This is a genomic window from Leptospira ognonensis (genome assembly GCF_004770745.1).
Taxonomy (GTDB): domain Bacteria; phylum Spirochaetota; class Leptospiria; order Leptospirales; family Leptospiraceae; genus Leptospira_A; species Leptospira_A ognonensis.
The window spans coordinates 60,683-75,609 of the sequence record NZ_RQGD01000005.1 but is presented as its reverse complement, the minus strand read 5'-3'; the positions used below and the strand labels follow the sequence as shown (position 1 = coordinate 75,609).

Sequence of the window (14,927 nt, the reverse complement as noted above, 5' to 3'; positions counted from 1 at the left end):
GCCGATTTATTAATTAATGAAATCTGTTTTACTAGGCGTACTTATACTTTTTACTTCTCATCTTCTTAGTGCCGATGCCAAAAAGGCAAAAGCGAAAAATGTCTCTGTAAAAGTTTCGAATTATTATGTTAAAAAAGAGGAGAAAAATTTCACCCTTCTTTTGGAAGCACGCCGTTTTGGACGCGGAGAAGCAATATTTTTTCGATTAACGCCTAAGGATCGTAAGTGGATTAATGAATCCTTCAAAGTAGTTTGGATGGGAAAAGACGTAACGCTTACTAAACAAGCTAATAGCTTTATAGCTTTCTTTGCGATCTCTCCAGATTTTTCTGGTGGACCCATGACCCTAGACATACATTCCAAAATATTTTTCGTAAAACGAGGGACAAAAACCTATCAGATAGATCTGGAGCCAACAAAATTCCAAGTGATCAAGAAACATACAATTACGGTAGATCATAAGTATGTAACGGAAGAGTTATCTCCTGAAACCCTGGAATTTATAAAGGAATGTAAAAAAGCAAAAGAAGCCGCATTCGCTTCTGAATCCAAACTTCAATTTAACGATAGGTTCAGAAATCCTTTGGACAATATCCACATTACAAGCCGATTCTATGTTAGACGTGATTACAATAATAAGAAAGGTCGTCCCCATGGAGGAGTGGATTTTCGAGGAAAAATAGGCACTCCAATTTATGCCGTTCAAGATGGTACTGTAGTTTTAGCTCAGAAAATGTATTATGAAGGTAATTTTACGATTATTGATCATGGGAATAAAATCTTTTCTTTTTATATGCATCAGGATGAAATCAAAGTAAAGGTCGGAGATAAAATTAGAAAAGGACAAATGGTGGGCACTGTTGGTTCAACGGGAATGTCTACGGGACCACATTTACATCTGGGAGCAAAAATTTCAGATACGCTTGTAGATCCTCTTTCAATTATCGCTCTTCACAGTATCACTGAAGATAAATGATTTTAAGATGCTTTCGATGCCGGGTTCGTGATCTTGGCCTTTTTCTAGATTTTCTGTGATGTGCATTAAAATTTTATCGTGTGATAGATTTTCAATCAAAATGAAGCCAGTTTTCGCATAACGCGGCCGCAGTGAATCATAAAACGTCCAGAATTTACTACCCAAATTTGGTATAGCTTTTTCTTCGGTTGCTATTTCTTGTAGGTCCTCTATTTCTTCTTTACTCACTTGCATCTTCAACAAAAGAGAAATTTCTTGAGTCGCTTGATTCAATTCAAAGGGTACGTATGATGGAAAATAGAAAAAACGAATGAAGGGATAACGATTCGGATCATTATCACTTGACCCGATGATGCCTGCTATTTGGCCTGCACCTGTTTTGTTCTCTAGTTCCAGATCTTTCGGAAGGTAAAATATGAACTCCTCTGCAAGACTAAAGCCGATTTTGATTTCATCATTCCAATAGTTATTTTCTGTTTTTTTCCAATTGTTTAGATCAACTTCCTCAAAATTGTACTTATTTTTAAAAAGCAAATATGAAGATGCGATTTCTACACCTTGCAATCCTCGAAAAGAAAGCAAACCGTTTCCCACTAGCAGAACCGTTGCAAATAATATTTTAAGAAAAAAGTCTATTTTCAATAAGCGAACGAGTATTAAAAGAAACATGAACATAAAGAAAAATACTCGGCCTGCTCGAAAAATAAAAACATCGGAGCTCCATAAGGCAAAAACGAAAATGGCAAGCGCGCCAATTTCCATTAAGGGATGGTAGGGTTCTTTCCAATATCTCTGAATCAAAAATAGGGTTCCGTAAATAAGGATGCCACCGAGCAAAACAGCAAAAAGGCTAAGAAAGGTAATATAATGCCAAGGTAGGTGCCATTCGTGGTAAATGAAAAACGGCAGACTGATGAGAATATAAGCAAAAATAACTATCAAAGTAGTTGAATGATTTGTTATTTTAAATAAGAAATATCTTGCCCGATTCAATAAATCATCTATTAGTTGGATCATGTCAGGTGTCTTCGAATTCTTTGAAAAAATCCAAAAGCAAATTTTAGATTTGCAAAATTCCATTCATCAATTCCAGCAGAGCTGGGAAAACTTTCAGAAATTCTGGGATCTTTTTTTTACAATTGTACCTTGGGAAGTTCTCCTGTTACTACTCTTTTCTGTCATCTTCCTTTCACTATTCAATTCTGTTTCTCCCACCACCCCAAAAACCAATTTAAGTATTGTTGTCATTTTACTCATGGCACTCTGGGCCTATTTTTGGGGCCTTTTTTCCGAAAACGTCAATTATGTGAAGATTTTACTCTCCGGTTTATACATTTTGTTGCCTTTGCATGCCTTCGGAATCGGAAGTTACGCTCTCAGTTATTACCAAAAATGGCGCCTTGCCAAAAGGCGCATTGAACCTAGAAATTGGGAGGTAGCACTCGGACAGCTATCTTCGGATTATCATCAAATGATGGCCATCTGCCATGCAAAAAATGATGTCATACTCCAAAACCAAAACCAAATCACAGAAAAGATAGAAGCGCTCGAGAAATCTCTCCAAGGTCTGAAATCGTTTTTTATCCAGAAATTAGAATGAAGAATTTAATTTGTACATATCAATCACTACTTTTCCTAATGCTAGTTATGTGTAAGCCTCCGGGTTTAAATAATTCCTCTGATGGTGGAGCTTTTTCCTTTCTTCCAACAGTATTTTTGAGATGCTATAATGCGGGCTGTTATCTGCCGCCAGATGTCGGATCTAGAAATTCAATTTGGAAAGAAGTCTTTGCCAGACCGACTGTATCGGATTTACGAGCGATTGCACAAAGTAGCTCGGGTGCATTCGTAACCGTTGGAAGTTTTGGCGTCATCCTACGTAAGGATAAAATAGATGATGAATGGGTAACCGTAGACGCAGGCTTTTCAAATTTGTGGAGATCCGTTTCTTTTCGGACAGCCAATGAAGTTTGGATCGTGGGGGAGGCTCAAAATATTGCAGTCAGTATTGATGGCGGAAGGAAATGGCGCCGTTATATTAATACCAATTTGATTGGAAATTTCTCTGGTATCTATTTCATTGATGCAAATAACGGAATCCTATTGACGGAAGCCGTAAGTGGAGTTACGAACAGCAAAACGCGGATTATGCGGACGCAAGACGGAGGGGCGAGTTGGACGAGTCTCCTCGAACTTGACTCTGGAACTTGGAATCAACTGGGTAGCAATTACGACCAAACTTTGGTTGCATATGGACTAATTGACGGCACGACTCCATTTCTTTATCGGTCTTTCGATAATGGTGTGAGCTGGAATAAAATTGCAATTTCGGAACCTAGCTTTCTGTTGTCGCTGGATTTTAGAAATACGACTGAGGGAATCGCGGTTTTCCCTTTTCCAACATTAGCTACAAAGACGACGACGGATGGCGGAATCACCTGGACTGCCCTCGCATCCGCTCCGACAGGTACTCGCGTGATTAAATATCTAACTGACCAAAAAATTCTCGCCGCTGCCTTTACCTCCACGGCACCAAATATTCCGATCTTATATCGATCTGATGATAATGCGGCAAGTTTTACTTCTTTTCTTCAGCTATCCGCTTTTATTGGGGGAGCTCCAACTTTCATTCATAAAGCAAACGAGAGCGTGGCAGTTATTGGATTGCGTGGTTTACTTATCAAATCGAATGACAATGGCGGATCACTTACTTTGGAATCTACAAATCATAGACAGCAGACGGGAGAAGGCATTAAGGCTCTCTCGAATGGAGAAATATTTTTTCATACGAATCAGAGTTCACCAAACAAACCTGGTTTTAAATCGACTTCCGATTTTAATACCTATGCTCCATTAAATTATTCGACGGCAATAAGCAGCCGAACGGTTATGTGTCCTTCAAGCAATGGCACAAAAGTATTCCTTGGTGGAGTCTCTGCCTCCTCCGCCATTTCTCTGGATGGGGGAAATACCTTCACAGAAATTACTCCTGCGAATCTTACGGCTGGCGTTGTTCCAAGTTCAAATGCCGTTACAAGCTGTCTATGGTTGGATGCAAGTACGATTGTCGTAGGTTTTGCTGGTGGATATAGCGTGCGATCGACCGATTCCGGTACGACTTGGGCGTCACCCTCCACACCAAACTCAACATATCCTGGAGTCCGTCGCTTGGTTTCGCTTCCCGGAAATTCAAATATAGTGATTGGAGTTCTCGGTACAGCAACTAGCAATCATTCGGTAACAGCCATTAAACGTTCTACGAATGGTGGTGTGACATGGACGTCCACAGATTTCAATAACCTAAATTTTGCTGATGTAGTATGTCCGACTGACAATTTGTGTTATGCTATGGGATTCAACATCGTCACAAATTTTCCAGACAACTATCTTTTCAAGAGCATAGATGCAGGCATAAGTTGGACAAAACAAACTCCGATAGGTCTGGAAGATCCCATAATTCGGTCCATTTATTTTTTTGATGCCAACGATGGGTGGGCGGCTACCGACCAAGGGATGTACTTTACCCGTAATGGTGGTTTATCTTGGTCTCAATCTAATTCACCTATATTTGGTCTGGGTTATACTTCTGTAACGGCAAATCCAGATGGAACAGTCTACGCAATCGGAGATCGAATGAGTATCATTTCGACTCCGAATAAGGGATTTCAATGATGAGAATCTATTTTTTATTCTTACTCATCTGCCTTCAGTGTTCCTTTACAAAAGGATCTAAAGATGACCCACGTAACCAGCTACTATTTCTACTGGCATTCCTAAATTTAGGTGCCACCACGGAGCAACCGCAAACAGATATTGACCCGAGTACGGTTGCATTTCCACAAACCAATGGTGTCGTCGCCTCTCAAGTGAGAATTGGCGATAGTCTCTACGTTATCGGAGAGTTTGGTTCGATTGGATTCCCTACAGATAAATATGCGGAATTAAAATTCTCAGATGGATCTTTGGTAAAGAATAAACAAATCCTAGTTACGGGCACACAAGTGAATAAGATCCTCGTGGACGGATCAGGAAGGACTTACCTCCTTGGATTATTTACTGCAGTCGATGACCAGACCCGGACGAACATTGCAAGAATCAATGCAGATGGAACAATCTCTTCATTTGCTCCGTCAGTAAATGGTCAAATTCGAACCGGATACATACTTTCCAATAATAAGATGATCTTGGTCGGATCATTCAATGCGATTGACGGAAATGCCACCACGAGTGGGATTGCGGCGATTGATCTAAATACGGACGCAGTTGATACTGCTTGGTCGAGGGCCACAACTCCCACCAATTCAGTATTTTCCGTTACACAGGTTGGATCTGCAGTTTATCTTGGCGGTTTTTTTACGACAATTGACGGGCAAACAAGGACTGGACTCGCAAAATATAGTTTAACAGGCGTAATCGACAGTACTTGGAGCATTTCCATCACAGGAACTTCATTTTCAATCAATGCGTTAGCTGGTTCAAGCGATGGAACTCGCTTGTTTTTAGGTGGGAGATTTGATACCGTCGCTGCTACTGTTCGACCACACTTGGCATCCGTTGATATCTCTGGAGTGCCAACTTTGGATGCAGGCTTTGGTACGAATTTTACTTTTTCTGCTACAAATAATAACGTTGTAAAATTGATCGCGAGTGGAAATCTTTCGGATGGATCTTTATATGCATGCGGAAGATTTTCGAGCAATGGGGGGTTGAATGGTTTATTAAAAGTTAGCCAAGCTTCAGCAACCGTTGATACGAATTATAAAATTCCGTCCCTTGTTAGCGCCAACAATATCGTAGATTGTGAACTCAATGATGGATTTGTTTATCTGGCAGGACAATTTTCAGTATCTTTTTCGCAAGGTATTCGTTCCAACTTGATAAAATTTGATCCTAGCAAAAAAGATTTAGATTTTACTTTCAATCCGTTTCCGTCATCAACCGTGAGTTCACTTCTCGTCAAAGATGGTAATTTGTTAGCCGGTGGTAGCTTTCAATCGATCGGCGGTGCCAGCCGTAAAGACTTTGCGGGGATTAATTTAACAGAAATCAAAATAACCGACGTCGATCTTCAATTTCCGACGGGAGGGTTTATGAAATCAGGTGAGCGTTTTGGCTCATCTATCATTTTGGGAGGAAGTTTCTTTCGCATTGGTTCCTCGAGTCAACGTTACTTAGCAAAAATCAATCCTGTATCAGGTGAAGTAGACCAAAACTTTTTTCCGAGTATTGATGGTACCGTGAACAAAGTATTCAATATGGATGGTGACTTACTGATAGCGGGTAATTTTCAATTGATAAGTAATAATGCTAGACCGAGATTTGCGAAATTAAATCCGACATCAGGTGCTTTAGTTAGAGAGTTTCAGGCTTTGCCAGATGGAGATGTCAAGTCTTGCATTGTATACCGAGGTGACTACTTGTGCGCAGGTTCCTTCACAAAGATTTCGAACGTGAGCTGTAACCAACTATGCCTTATTGATCGTTTAACAGGACAAGTCAAAGATACGAATTTTAAATTTGTTGGTAGCATTGAAAAAATAACTAAGATTGCAGATCGTATCTATATCATGGGAAATTTGACAAGCTGGGAAGATACACCCATCAATGGTTTGGTTTCAGTCTCGGGCGAAAATGTGAAACAAATTGTATCAACGGAAATTTCTGTAAATGGTCTCGTTCGTGATATCCTCAAAAAAGAAAATCGAATGGTTGTCGGTGGAAGTATGGTATCGTCGGGAGAGACATCCCTTGGGGGTCTTGCCCAATATAGCTTTGGAGCGACAACTGTTAGTGCGAGCAACCCTAGCTGTAACAGGGAAATCAATACTTTGCAAACAATCGGAAAAAAAACCTTTAGCGTGGGTGGCACGTTTTCGACTTTGAATTCTAAAACTCAGATGGGGTTAGGATTGATACAATTCTCAGAATAGTGGAAAAAACTTAGAATTTTAATCTTGTTGTTTTTTAGAATTCTCGCCGATACAATTAGTAATCAGGATTTCAGACAGAACTCATGCTCAATAAGAAACCTTCACTGACTGGTAGACAGAAAGCGGCCATTTTTCTCGTGGCCGTAGGCAATGAAGTAGCCGCCGAGATATTCAAACATTTACGTGAAGATGAGATTGAGCAAATCACATTCGAAATTGCGCGTTTAGATAAGATCACTCCTGAAGATAAAGAAAAGGTGCTCGTCGAGTTCAATGAACTCATGATGGCACAGGAATTCATCACTAACGGTGGTATCGACTTTGCTAGAGGCTTGTTAGAGAAAGCCCTCGGGAATCAAAAAGCGATCGATATCATCAATCGATTAACATCCTCGCTACAAGTTCGTCCGTTTGACTTTATCCGAAGGACAGACCCAGCTCACCTACTCAACTTTATCCAGGGTGAGCACCCGCAAACCATTGCCTTAATTTTATCGTATCTTGATCCTCAAAAGGCTTCGAATATCCTTTCGAACTTACCACATCAGATCCAAGCAGAAGTTGCAAAACGTATTGCGACCATGGACCGAGTATCACCAGATGTTTTGCGCGAAGTGGAACGCGTGCTAGAGAGAAAATTATCAACTCTTGCTTCTGAAGACTATACGTCTGCTGGAGGTATAGATTCAGTCGTCGAAATCCTAAACCTTGTGGATAGGGGTACAGAAAAAACAATCATTGAAGCCCTGGAAGAAGAAGACCCAGAACTAGCAGAAGAGATTAAAAAACGGATGTTTGTCTTCGAAGATATCGTATTGCTCGATGACCGTGCCATCCAAAAGGTTATGCGAGAAGTGGATAACACAGACTTAGCGAAAGCGTTAAAGTCTGTGGATTCGGAAGTGCAAGATAAGATTTTCAAGAACATGTCGAAGCGTGCCGCCAATCTACTCCGAGAAGATATGGATTTTATGGGACCTGTGCGATTGAAAGACGTCGAAGATGCACAACAAAAAATTGTAAATATCATACGTAAACTCGAGGAAGCGGGAGAGATTGTGGTTGCCCGTGCGGGCGAAGACGAACTCGTCGTATAATAGAATACGCATACACTTTGATCGACCTCTGATGACCATTTTTAAGAATGGTCATCATGTTTGGTGCCCGTAGAACATTAGTATTCCTGAACATTTGCATGTTTCTGTTCAGTGGCAATTGTAAACCGCCTGATTTGAACCATCCCTGCGATCCCAAAACCTTGGGGCTAACTTTATCCTTGATTGTAAAAGCAGTGACGAACGACCCCACCACATTTTGTGGAATTCCAGGTTTTGGCTCAGGACAAGCAGGGAACCAAGGGTTAGGTTTGACAAAGCTAGCAGGAAAGGTGCAAGGTCTTGGATACTCAAGCATTCTCAAAATCAAAAATAATCGAGAGGAAGAGAAAACCATTCTTACGAATGGTGAATTTGAATATGATGAAAGCTTACGTCTGGGAGAGACTTATACATTAACAGTGTCGGGTCAACCAGACACACAATCTTGTTCCGTAAACAAACCTGAGGGAACGCTCACGGATTCTTTAAAAAATGAACTGATCATCAATTGTGAACTCTTGCCATTTTCCCTGTGGAAGCCTAATCCTGGGAATGACTATCGCATTTCCCTAGATGGAAGCAAATTGTACATGGGAGGATCTTTTGTCTTTGTTACACCACCAACAGGTGCTATAGGAGCTATATCGAAGGCTACAGAAACATTAACTCCACCTTCTAAATGTAATTATTTTAGAGCTTATCCTGTATCAGGAGGTTTAGACATAACATCCATTATATCCGATGGCGAAGGTGGAGTATTTGTAGCAGGTGAATTCGCAACTATACTTGGACAAACACGTAATAACATTGCGAGGATAAAATCTGATTGTACACTCCATAGTTGGAATGCATCCACAAATGCAAAGATCGAATCCATGGTGTTAAGTGATGGAAAATTGTTCATAGGTGGAAATTTTACCACAGTGAATGGAATTGCCAAAAATTATATTGCTGCATTAAGTCCGAGTGACGGTTCCATCATTTCCTCTTTTAATCCCAGCATTGGCAATAAGATCTGGCAGCTTACAGTTAATAGTGGTTATTTATATGCTGCAGGAAATTTTCCATCCATTAATGGGACAACAGTTAACGGATTGGGAAGGTTTAGCATATCGATGCTCTCCTTTGATAATACCTGGGCTCCCGTTGTCTCAGGTGCCTCCTTTCTTTTTGGTGTAATGGTCTCAAATGGAAAGGCGTATGTGAGAGGAACGTTTACAACAATAAATGGAAATGCACGCTTAAACATTGCATGTATAGATATTGCCTCACAAACAGTCACTACCTGGAATCCAAATATAACGGGAACAAGCCTATCGGCAGCCGTTATGTATGGCGATACTATGTATTTATCGGGAAGTTTTACCGCTATCGGTGGTCAATCTCGGATCAATATTGGAGCTGTGGATGTTTCAACAGGATTGGTTACGTCTTGGAATCCTCCAAACAGTTCAAATGAACCAATTTATTACTTAGGTGTTACAAACGATACAGTTTACGTTTCTGGGCCGTTTACATCTCTCAATGGACAGGCAAGAATTAATATTGCTGCATACAATCGAAGTACGGCGGAAATGAAATCATTTGCTTTGAATAGCAATAGTATGTTCACAACTGTGTATGAGTGGGGAGATATTATTTTATTTGGAGGATCGTTTGATGCATTCGGTTACATAGAGAGGATAGCTGCCGCGGCCATTGATTTAGATTCTGGAGTTCCTCTACCTTGGAACGCGAAGTTTTCAAGTGGAGCGACGATTCAAAAGTTATATCAATATGAAAGACGTTTGATTTTTTCTGGTCAGTTCACCTCGGCAGACTCCAATTCGAGAAATAATCTGGCGGAATTTGATTTAGATACTGGTAATTTAACATCATGGGCACCAAATATAAATCAACCGGCAACGGCCATGGTAGCAAATACCGATTCAATATTTGTAGGAGGTAACTTTACTACGATCAACGGGACAACTCGTAATCGTATTGCTGAATTGGACAGAAGCAGCGGAAGTTTAAAAAGTTGGTATCCGACTGGAGGTGCCTCCAATAATGTACTCGATTTAGGAATTTATGATAATCGCATTTATGCTTCTGGAGTCTTTACGAATATCGGAGGACTTTCTAGAAATTTTATCGCAGCGTTTGATATTGGAAATAGTACACCTACATCGTTGAACCTTTCTTCTGCTACAGCCTCGTATTTTCTTCAAACTTTACTTATTGGCGATACATTATTTGTAGCAGGAATATTTAGTAATATCAATGGATCACCGAGGACCAATTTGTTTTCGATCGATAAAAATTTGAGTTCTGTTTCCACTTTTAACGCAAACATTGTAGGAAATGTTTATAATTTATTTCATGATGATGGTAAGAACCTACTCTATATTGTAGGAGATTTTACATCCATTTTGGGAAGTACACGGCAGGGACTTGCGAGAGTTAATTTAAGTGATCGAAGTTTGGATACATTTCAACCAACGTTTGACAACATAGTGAACCAAATTATACCTTATGGAAATCAATTGATCGTCGTCGGAAATTTTAATGCAGTGAATTCAACCTATGATGCTCGTGGACTAGCCTTGATTGATGCTTCAACAGGGGCTTGGAAAAATTAAAAAATTGTTTTCAAGAAGCCATTTCAATGTATGATCTTTCCTACTTGGAGATCTGATGAAACAACTTGTATCATTAACACTTTCTTCGCTAATTCTAGCATTTGTCCTTAATTGTAGTTCTACGCCTCAGAAGGTTGATCGAATGCGCGTCACCTTGGATTTGCAGGGCCATCGAGGAGCAAGAGGATTAAAACCCGAGAATACATGGCCTGCCTTTGAGGAAGCCATGAAATATAAAATGGTTACCCTTGAATTGGATACTGTCTTAACGAAAGATAAAAAAATTGTAATCCACCATGATTCTGATACGAATCCGATCATTTGTCAAAATGCTGATGGATCAAACATTGAAAAGAAATCTCTCTACCTACTGACACTTTCGGAATTACAAGCTTTGGACTGCGGAACGAAAAAAAATCCCTCTTTTCCAAAACAGTCTCCTGTTCCTGGAACAAAACTGCTTTCATTGGAAGAATTTTTTCAAAAAGTGAGCGAATTTGAAAAACAATCGAAGCAGAAATTTAACTTTAATATAGAAACCAAGTTTCCAGACGATGGATCTGCAGCCGATGTGTTAGTTGAAGAGCATACCAATCTTTTAATATCTGCGATAGAGAAAGCTAAAGTTGTAGAAAGAGCTACAATTCAATCTTTCGATATGAGAACGATTCCTTACGTACAGCAGAAGAATTCAAAAATAAGAACAAGTGCACTTTTCGCTCCCACTTATTTTCAAGGATTTTTAATGACGATTGGACTTGGAAATGGATACAGAGATAAAATCTTGAAAACTGCAAATGAGATTAAAGTAAATATTATTTCACCTTACTTTTTGTTTGTGACTCCAGGTTTTGTTCAATCGGCACATTCCTCAAAAATGGAAGTCATTCCTTGGACAGTCAACGAATCGAAAGAAATGAGACGACTAGAAGAATGTGGAGTTGACGGAATCATTTCTGACTACCCAGATATTTTGGAATCAACATTTAGAAAATAAATCTAGTTTCCGGTTACTATTGTACACAAAGAGGAATAGAGTAGAAGAAAATTCAAAGCCTCTTTGTTTACTGATTTAATTTCTGTTATATTTCCGTTTCGAGCAGCTGCACCAATGCTACTATCACCTGATGTATAAAGAAAGAATGTTCGGTTGGTGCAGGCTTTTCCCACTTTTGTATCTTTCTCCGGTGTAACATTTTCGGAGTACCCAAGAGTATAATGGCTATAGAAAATTCCCGTCGGACCAACTCCTTGCGGATTTCCAAAATTTATACACTGGCAATGAATCATTAAAAAAAAGAGCATGAGGCATCGCTTCATCAGGATTTACCACCAATGATTACACAGAGTGATGCATATAGACCCAGAAAATTTTTGGCTTGCCAATTAACGTCTGTAACTTCTTTTATACCCGATTTTTCTTTTATAGTATGAATGCTAGAGTCACCAAATGCAAAAAGACCTAAAATGGAATGGGTACAAGCTGTCCCCTCGTTAGTCGACTTTTCGCCTGTTGCGTAAATACCTATCTTTGTATTTGAATAGATTTGACCTTTTGGTCCTGCACCCGGGGAAGCGCAGGAGTAGGTTAATGCCAGCATTAGGAAATAGAAGACAAGTTTCATGAAAGAAAAATTATTTTAAGCTAAGGTTTTTCTTTTTCATAAGGATACATCTTTCTTCTAAATCGATTTGTTTCTTGAGAGTTTTTTTAATAGATGCTGGCAATTTAGAATGACTGTTTACAAATTTTGAAAGAAGATGTTTCGACTCCGCCGAGCAAAAATCTGGCGTTAAACTTTTGGCAAATCCATCTAAATAGTTTTCATCATCTATTTTATCAAATTTATCCAGAGCCTCTAAATATAGTTTAAAGAATGGAAGTTGCAGTTCTTTTTGATAAACGGGAAACAATTGATACGCAACGGATCTCAAGGTAGCAGTGGAATGAGAAGAAGATTTTGGATTTACTAACTCCTTGAACCATTTTGTTTTTATCTCGATACTTGGTGAAGTTGCTTCTACACTTAAGGCAGAATTAGTTCCGCGTGAGCTGGTATCAATTTTCTTTTCTGTTTCTATGCTAGTCCGAAACTCATCCGATTTATATCCTAATGAGGAAAGTTTAATCAAGATGGACCAACGCTGGTCCTGATCTAACTTCAATCCTATGATATTTGTTTTACCTATGAAAAGGTTCCAAAGTCGTTCTTGGTCTTCTTTGAGAAAGGTAGAATCAAGGAAGGCTGAGAACCAATATTTTTGTAAGTCAGTTTGCGGTTTTTCTTGAGACAATCCTTCCCATAAGAATGTGGAAAGTTTCTTAATGTCTATATCTCTTTTCTCATTTGGAAACCAAAATCGGGATGTAAAATAAGAGTAACCTCTGTCGGATGATAAATTGGCGAGAATCCATTTTTTCAATTTACTACTTTCTTCTCCCGGAATTATTTCTGTTGCGGTCTTATAGAAATCTTCAAACGTAATCTCACCTAACTCTATTTGCTGCGCGAGAGCATTCCAAAGCATCAATTTACGGAAAGAATTTGTATCGTACTTAAGTATATATTTAACTTTCTCAAGATCGACATCCTTCCATTTCCATGTTACGAAGTCCTGGTCTTCGGCATTGACCAGAATGAAATCAGGACAATCTTTCACTTCCTGAACATAACTTGTGGCTCTGCCTGTATAGATGATTGGAAAAGAATCATATACCAAGGCGGGAAGAGAATCATTCTTCTGATTGGCATCGAATTTATAAATTCCAATGTTGATTTTATGGTCTCGAAATTTGTTTTCCATTCCAGGTTTTGATTGGATGACCTTCCATTTTAAAAAACGATCCGAACATTCAGAGACAAATTCGATTTCATTTGTTCCTTTCGTCTCTAACCAATCTTTGGACCACTTCCGTAGAGAGATCCCACTGGCCAATTCTAGTTCAAAAAGAAAATCCTTTAAGGTCGAATTGGAGTAGGCATATCTTTTAAGATACGTGCGAACCCCGTTTTGAAAATTCGTTTCCCCAATAAAAAAGACCAATTGTTTTAGGACGGAGGCACCCTTTCCATAGGTGATGCCGTCAAACTGCGTGAAAGCTTCTTCGGTATTTTCTACCTTGGCTTCAATCGGATGATTGGTACTAAATGAGTCCTCATCGTAAGCCCACTGCTTCATTTTTTCGAAAAATGTTTCCCATGTTTCATGAAATTCTGAATTTCGTTCTTGTGCTAGGCTCGCCATATAGGTTGCAAAACTTTCGTTTAACCAAAGTCCATTCCACCATTTCATTGTTACGAGATTTCCAAACCACATATGGGCTAATTCATGTAATATTACATCAGACAAATTTTCCCGTTGTGCTCGGGTCATAGGTCCTCGCGATACAAATCTTTCCGAAAAAGTAACCGCGCCCACATTCTCCATGGCTCCAAAATTAAATTCGGGAACGATGATCTGATCATATTTTGAAAAAGGATAGGCGAAGTCGAAATAACCTTCATAGAAGGCAAATCCCTCTTTCGTGAATTGAAACCAGTCCCGGGGATTTATATATTTTGCCAGTGAACGCCTAACGTATAATTTTAAAGGTATAGAATTATACGAATCTTCGAAGACTTGGTAAGGGCCTGCGTGTAATGAGAAGACGTATGATGAAAATTTTTCTGTTTTAGGAAAGGTATGAATGCTATTTGGATTGTTTGTAGAAAGAAGAATAGATGATTGATTGTTAGAAGAAATCACTTTCCAACTTTTCGGTGCTTCAACTGTTAGTTGGAAAGTTGCTTTTAGGTCAGGTTGGTCAAAGCAAGGAAACATTTTATTTGCATGGAATGCCTCAAATTGGGAATAAATATATATTTCCTTATCATCAGGATCAGTGAATTTATGAAGTCCATTTCCAGTTCTGGCATAAGGAGTCTTAAAATTAATTTTTATTTTATTATTACCTTTTTTGATATCTTGTGCTGGTATAATTAGAAATCCATTTGTGTGGTCAATATTGTCTAACTGGTGTTCTTCATTTAATACGACGGATTGAACTTCTCCTTGAAAATAATCTAATCTAAGTTTCTCTGATTTCCAAACATCAAAGCTGATTTCAACATTTCCTTCAAAGAAATCTTCCGTTGATAAATTAATTTTTAAATTGTAATGAATATTTGAAAGGAGACTAGCACGATATTCGGCTTCCTTTTGAGTTAGGTGGTATTCGTTGTTCTGCGAATTGCAGCTGATTAGAAATGAAATGGCGAAAAGGAGAAATGGTAAGTATAAAACGCGCTTCATTTTTAAGATC

At 39.1% G+C, this 14,927-nt stretch carries 11 protein-coding genes; 7 read left to right on the top strand and 4 right to left on the bottom strand.

The genetic code is table 11. The annotated features are described in order from the left end of the window. Window positions 1-16 precede the first annotated feature (16 nt). The gene (locus EHQ58_RS01305) at window positions 17-976 is read left to right on the top strand and encodes a M23 family metallopeptidase (RefSeq protein ID WP_135621535.1); all 960 of its coding nucleotides are present in this window, start codon (window positions 17-19) and stop codon (window positions 974-976) included. On the opposite strand, the gene EHQ58_RS01300 is transcribed toward EHQ58_RS01305, so the two are convergent. Then, window positions 938-1,993 (bottom strand): hypothetical protein, encoded by a 1,056-nt coding sequence (locus tag EHQ58_RS01300; protein WP_210412766.1) that lies wholly within the window; start codon window positions 1,991-1,993, stop codon window positions 938-940. The genes EHQ58_RS01305 and EHQ58_RS01300 overlap by 39 nt on opposite strands. On the opposite strand from EHQ58_RS01300, the gene EHQ58_RS01295 reads away from it, so the two are divergent. The 6 genes from EHQ58_RS01295 to EHQ58_RS01270 all read left to right on the top strand — a co-directional run bounded on the left by EHQ58_RS01295 (window position 1,992) and on the right by EHQ58_RS01270 (window position 11,621). Further along, a complete protein-coding gene (locus EHQ58_RS01295) occupies window positions 1,992-2,576 on the top strand; it encodes a hypothetical protein (protein WP_135621534.1) in 585 nt (194 codons plus the stop codon). The two genes, EHQ58_RS01300 and EHQ58_RS01295, sit on opposite strands and share 2 nt — an antisense overlap. Further along, entirely contained in the window at window positions 2,573-4,648 is a 2,076-nt protein-coding gene (locus EHQ58_RS01290) for a WD40/YVTN/BNR-like repeat-containing protein (RefSeq protein WP_135621533.1), read from the top strand. Before EHQ58_RS01295 ends, EHQ58_RS01290 begins: the two co-directional genes overlap by 4 nt. Then, window positions 4,648-6,906 carry a delta-60 repeat domain-containing protein gene (locus EHQ58_RS01285; protein ID WP_167883498.1) on the top strand — a complete coding sequence of 753 codons (2,259 nt, stop codon included), beginning with the start codon at window positions 4,648-4,650 and terminating at the stop codon, window positions 6,904-6,906. The genes EHQ58_RS01290 and EHQ58_RS01285 overlap by 1 nt, the downstream gene beginning before the upstream one ends. Before the next feature lie 83 nt (window positions 6,907-6,989). Continuing rightward, a complete protein-coding gene (gene fliG / locus EHQ58_RS01280; protein WP_135621531.1) occupies window positions 6,990-8,003 on the top strand; it encodes a flagellar motor switch protein FliG in 1,014 nt (337 codons plus the stop codon). A gap of 98 nt (window positions 8,004-8,101) precedes the next feature. Then, a complete protein-coding gene (locus tag EHQ58_RS01275; protein WP_167883497.1) occupies window positions 8,102-10,624 on the top strand; it encodes a delta-60 repeat domain-containing protein in 2,523 nt (840 codons plus the stop codon). Window positions 10,625-10,679: 55 nt separating this feature from the next. Further along, the gene (locus EHQ58_RS01270; protein WP_135621529.1) at window positions 10,680-11,621 is read left to right on the top strand and encodes a glycerophosphodiester phosphodiesterase; all 942 of its coding nucleotides are present in this window, start codon (window positions 10,680-10,682) and stop codon (window positions 11,619-11,621) included. Between the two features lie 2 nt (window positions 11,622-11,623). Here EHQ58_RS01270 and EHQ58_RS01265 read toward each other — a convergent pair whose 3' ends face one another. Genes EHQ58_RS01265 through pepN form a run of 3 tightly spaced genes read right to left on the bottom strand, consistent with a single transcriptional unit; the run spans window position 11,624 to window position 14,917 of the window. Then, window positions 11,624-11,929, bottom strand: coding sequence for a TRL-like family protein (locus EHQ58_RS01265; protein WP_246047017.1), 306 nt, complete (start codon window positions 11,927-11,929; stop codon window positions 11,624-11,626). 14 nt (window positions 11,930-11,943) lie between these two features. Then, window positions 11,944-12,249, bottom strand: coding sequence for a TRL-like family protein (locus EHQ58_RS01260; RefSeq protein WP_135621527.1), 306 nt, complete (start codon window positions 12,247-12,249; stop codon window positions 11,944-11,946). 10 nt (window positions 12,250-12,259) lie between these two features. Continuing rightward, window positions 12,260-14,917: an aminopeptidase N gene (gene pepN / locus EHQ58_RS01255; RefSeq protein WP_135621526.1), complete on the bottom strand. Its 2,658-nt coding sequence runs from the start codon at window positions 14,915-14,917 to the stop codon at window positions 12,260-12,262. Window positions 14,918-14,927: the final 10 nt, after the last annotated feature.

Coding starts and splice junctions, on each gene's coding strand:
- EHQ58_RS01305 (WP_135621535.1), top strand. CDS start 17: ATGAAATCTGTTTTACTAGGCGTACTTATACTTTTTACTTCTCATCTT.
- EHQ58_RS01295 (WP_135621534.1), top strand. CDS start 1,992: ATGTCAGGTGTCTTCGAATTCTTTGAAAAAATCCAAAAGCAAATTTTA.
- EHQ58_RS01300 (WP_210412766.1), bottom strand. CDS start 1,993: ATGATCCAACTAATAGATGATTTATTGAATCGGGCAAGATATTTCTTA.
- EHQ58_RS01290 (WP_135621533.1), top strand. CDS start 2,573: ATGAAGAATTTAATTTGTACATATCAATCACTACTTTTCCTAATGCTA.
- EHQ58_RS01285 (WP_167883498.1), top strand. CDS start 4,648: ATGAGAATCTATTTTTTATTCTTACTCATCTGCCTTCAGTGTTCCTTT.
- fliG (WP_135621531.1), top strand. CDS start 6,990: ATGCTCAATAAGAAACCTTCACTGACTGGTAGACAGAAAGCGGCCATT.
- EHQ58_RS01275 (WP_167883497.1), top strand. CDS start 8,102: ATGTTTCTGTTCAGTGGCAATTGTAAACCGCCTGATTTGAACCATCCC.
- EHQ58_RS01270 (WP_135621529.1), top strand. CDS start 10,680: ATGAAACAACTTGTATCATTAACACTTTCTTCGCTAATTCTAGCATTT.
- EHQ58_RS01265 (WP_246047017.1), bottom strand. CDS start 11,929: ATGCTCTTTTTTTTAATGATTCATTGCCAGTGTATAAATTTTGGAAAT.
- EHQ58_RS01260 (WP_135621527.1), bottom strand. CDS start 12,249: ATGAAACTTGTCTTCTATTTCCTAATGCTGGCATTAACCTACTCCTGC.
- pepN (WP_135621526.1), bottom strand. CDS start 14,917: ATGAAGCGCGTTTTATACTTACCATTTCTCCTTTTCGCCATTTCATTT.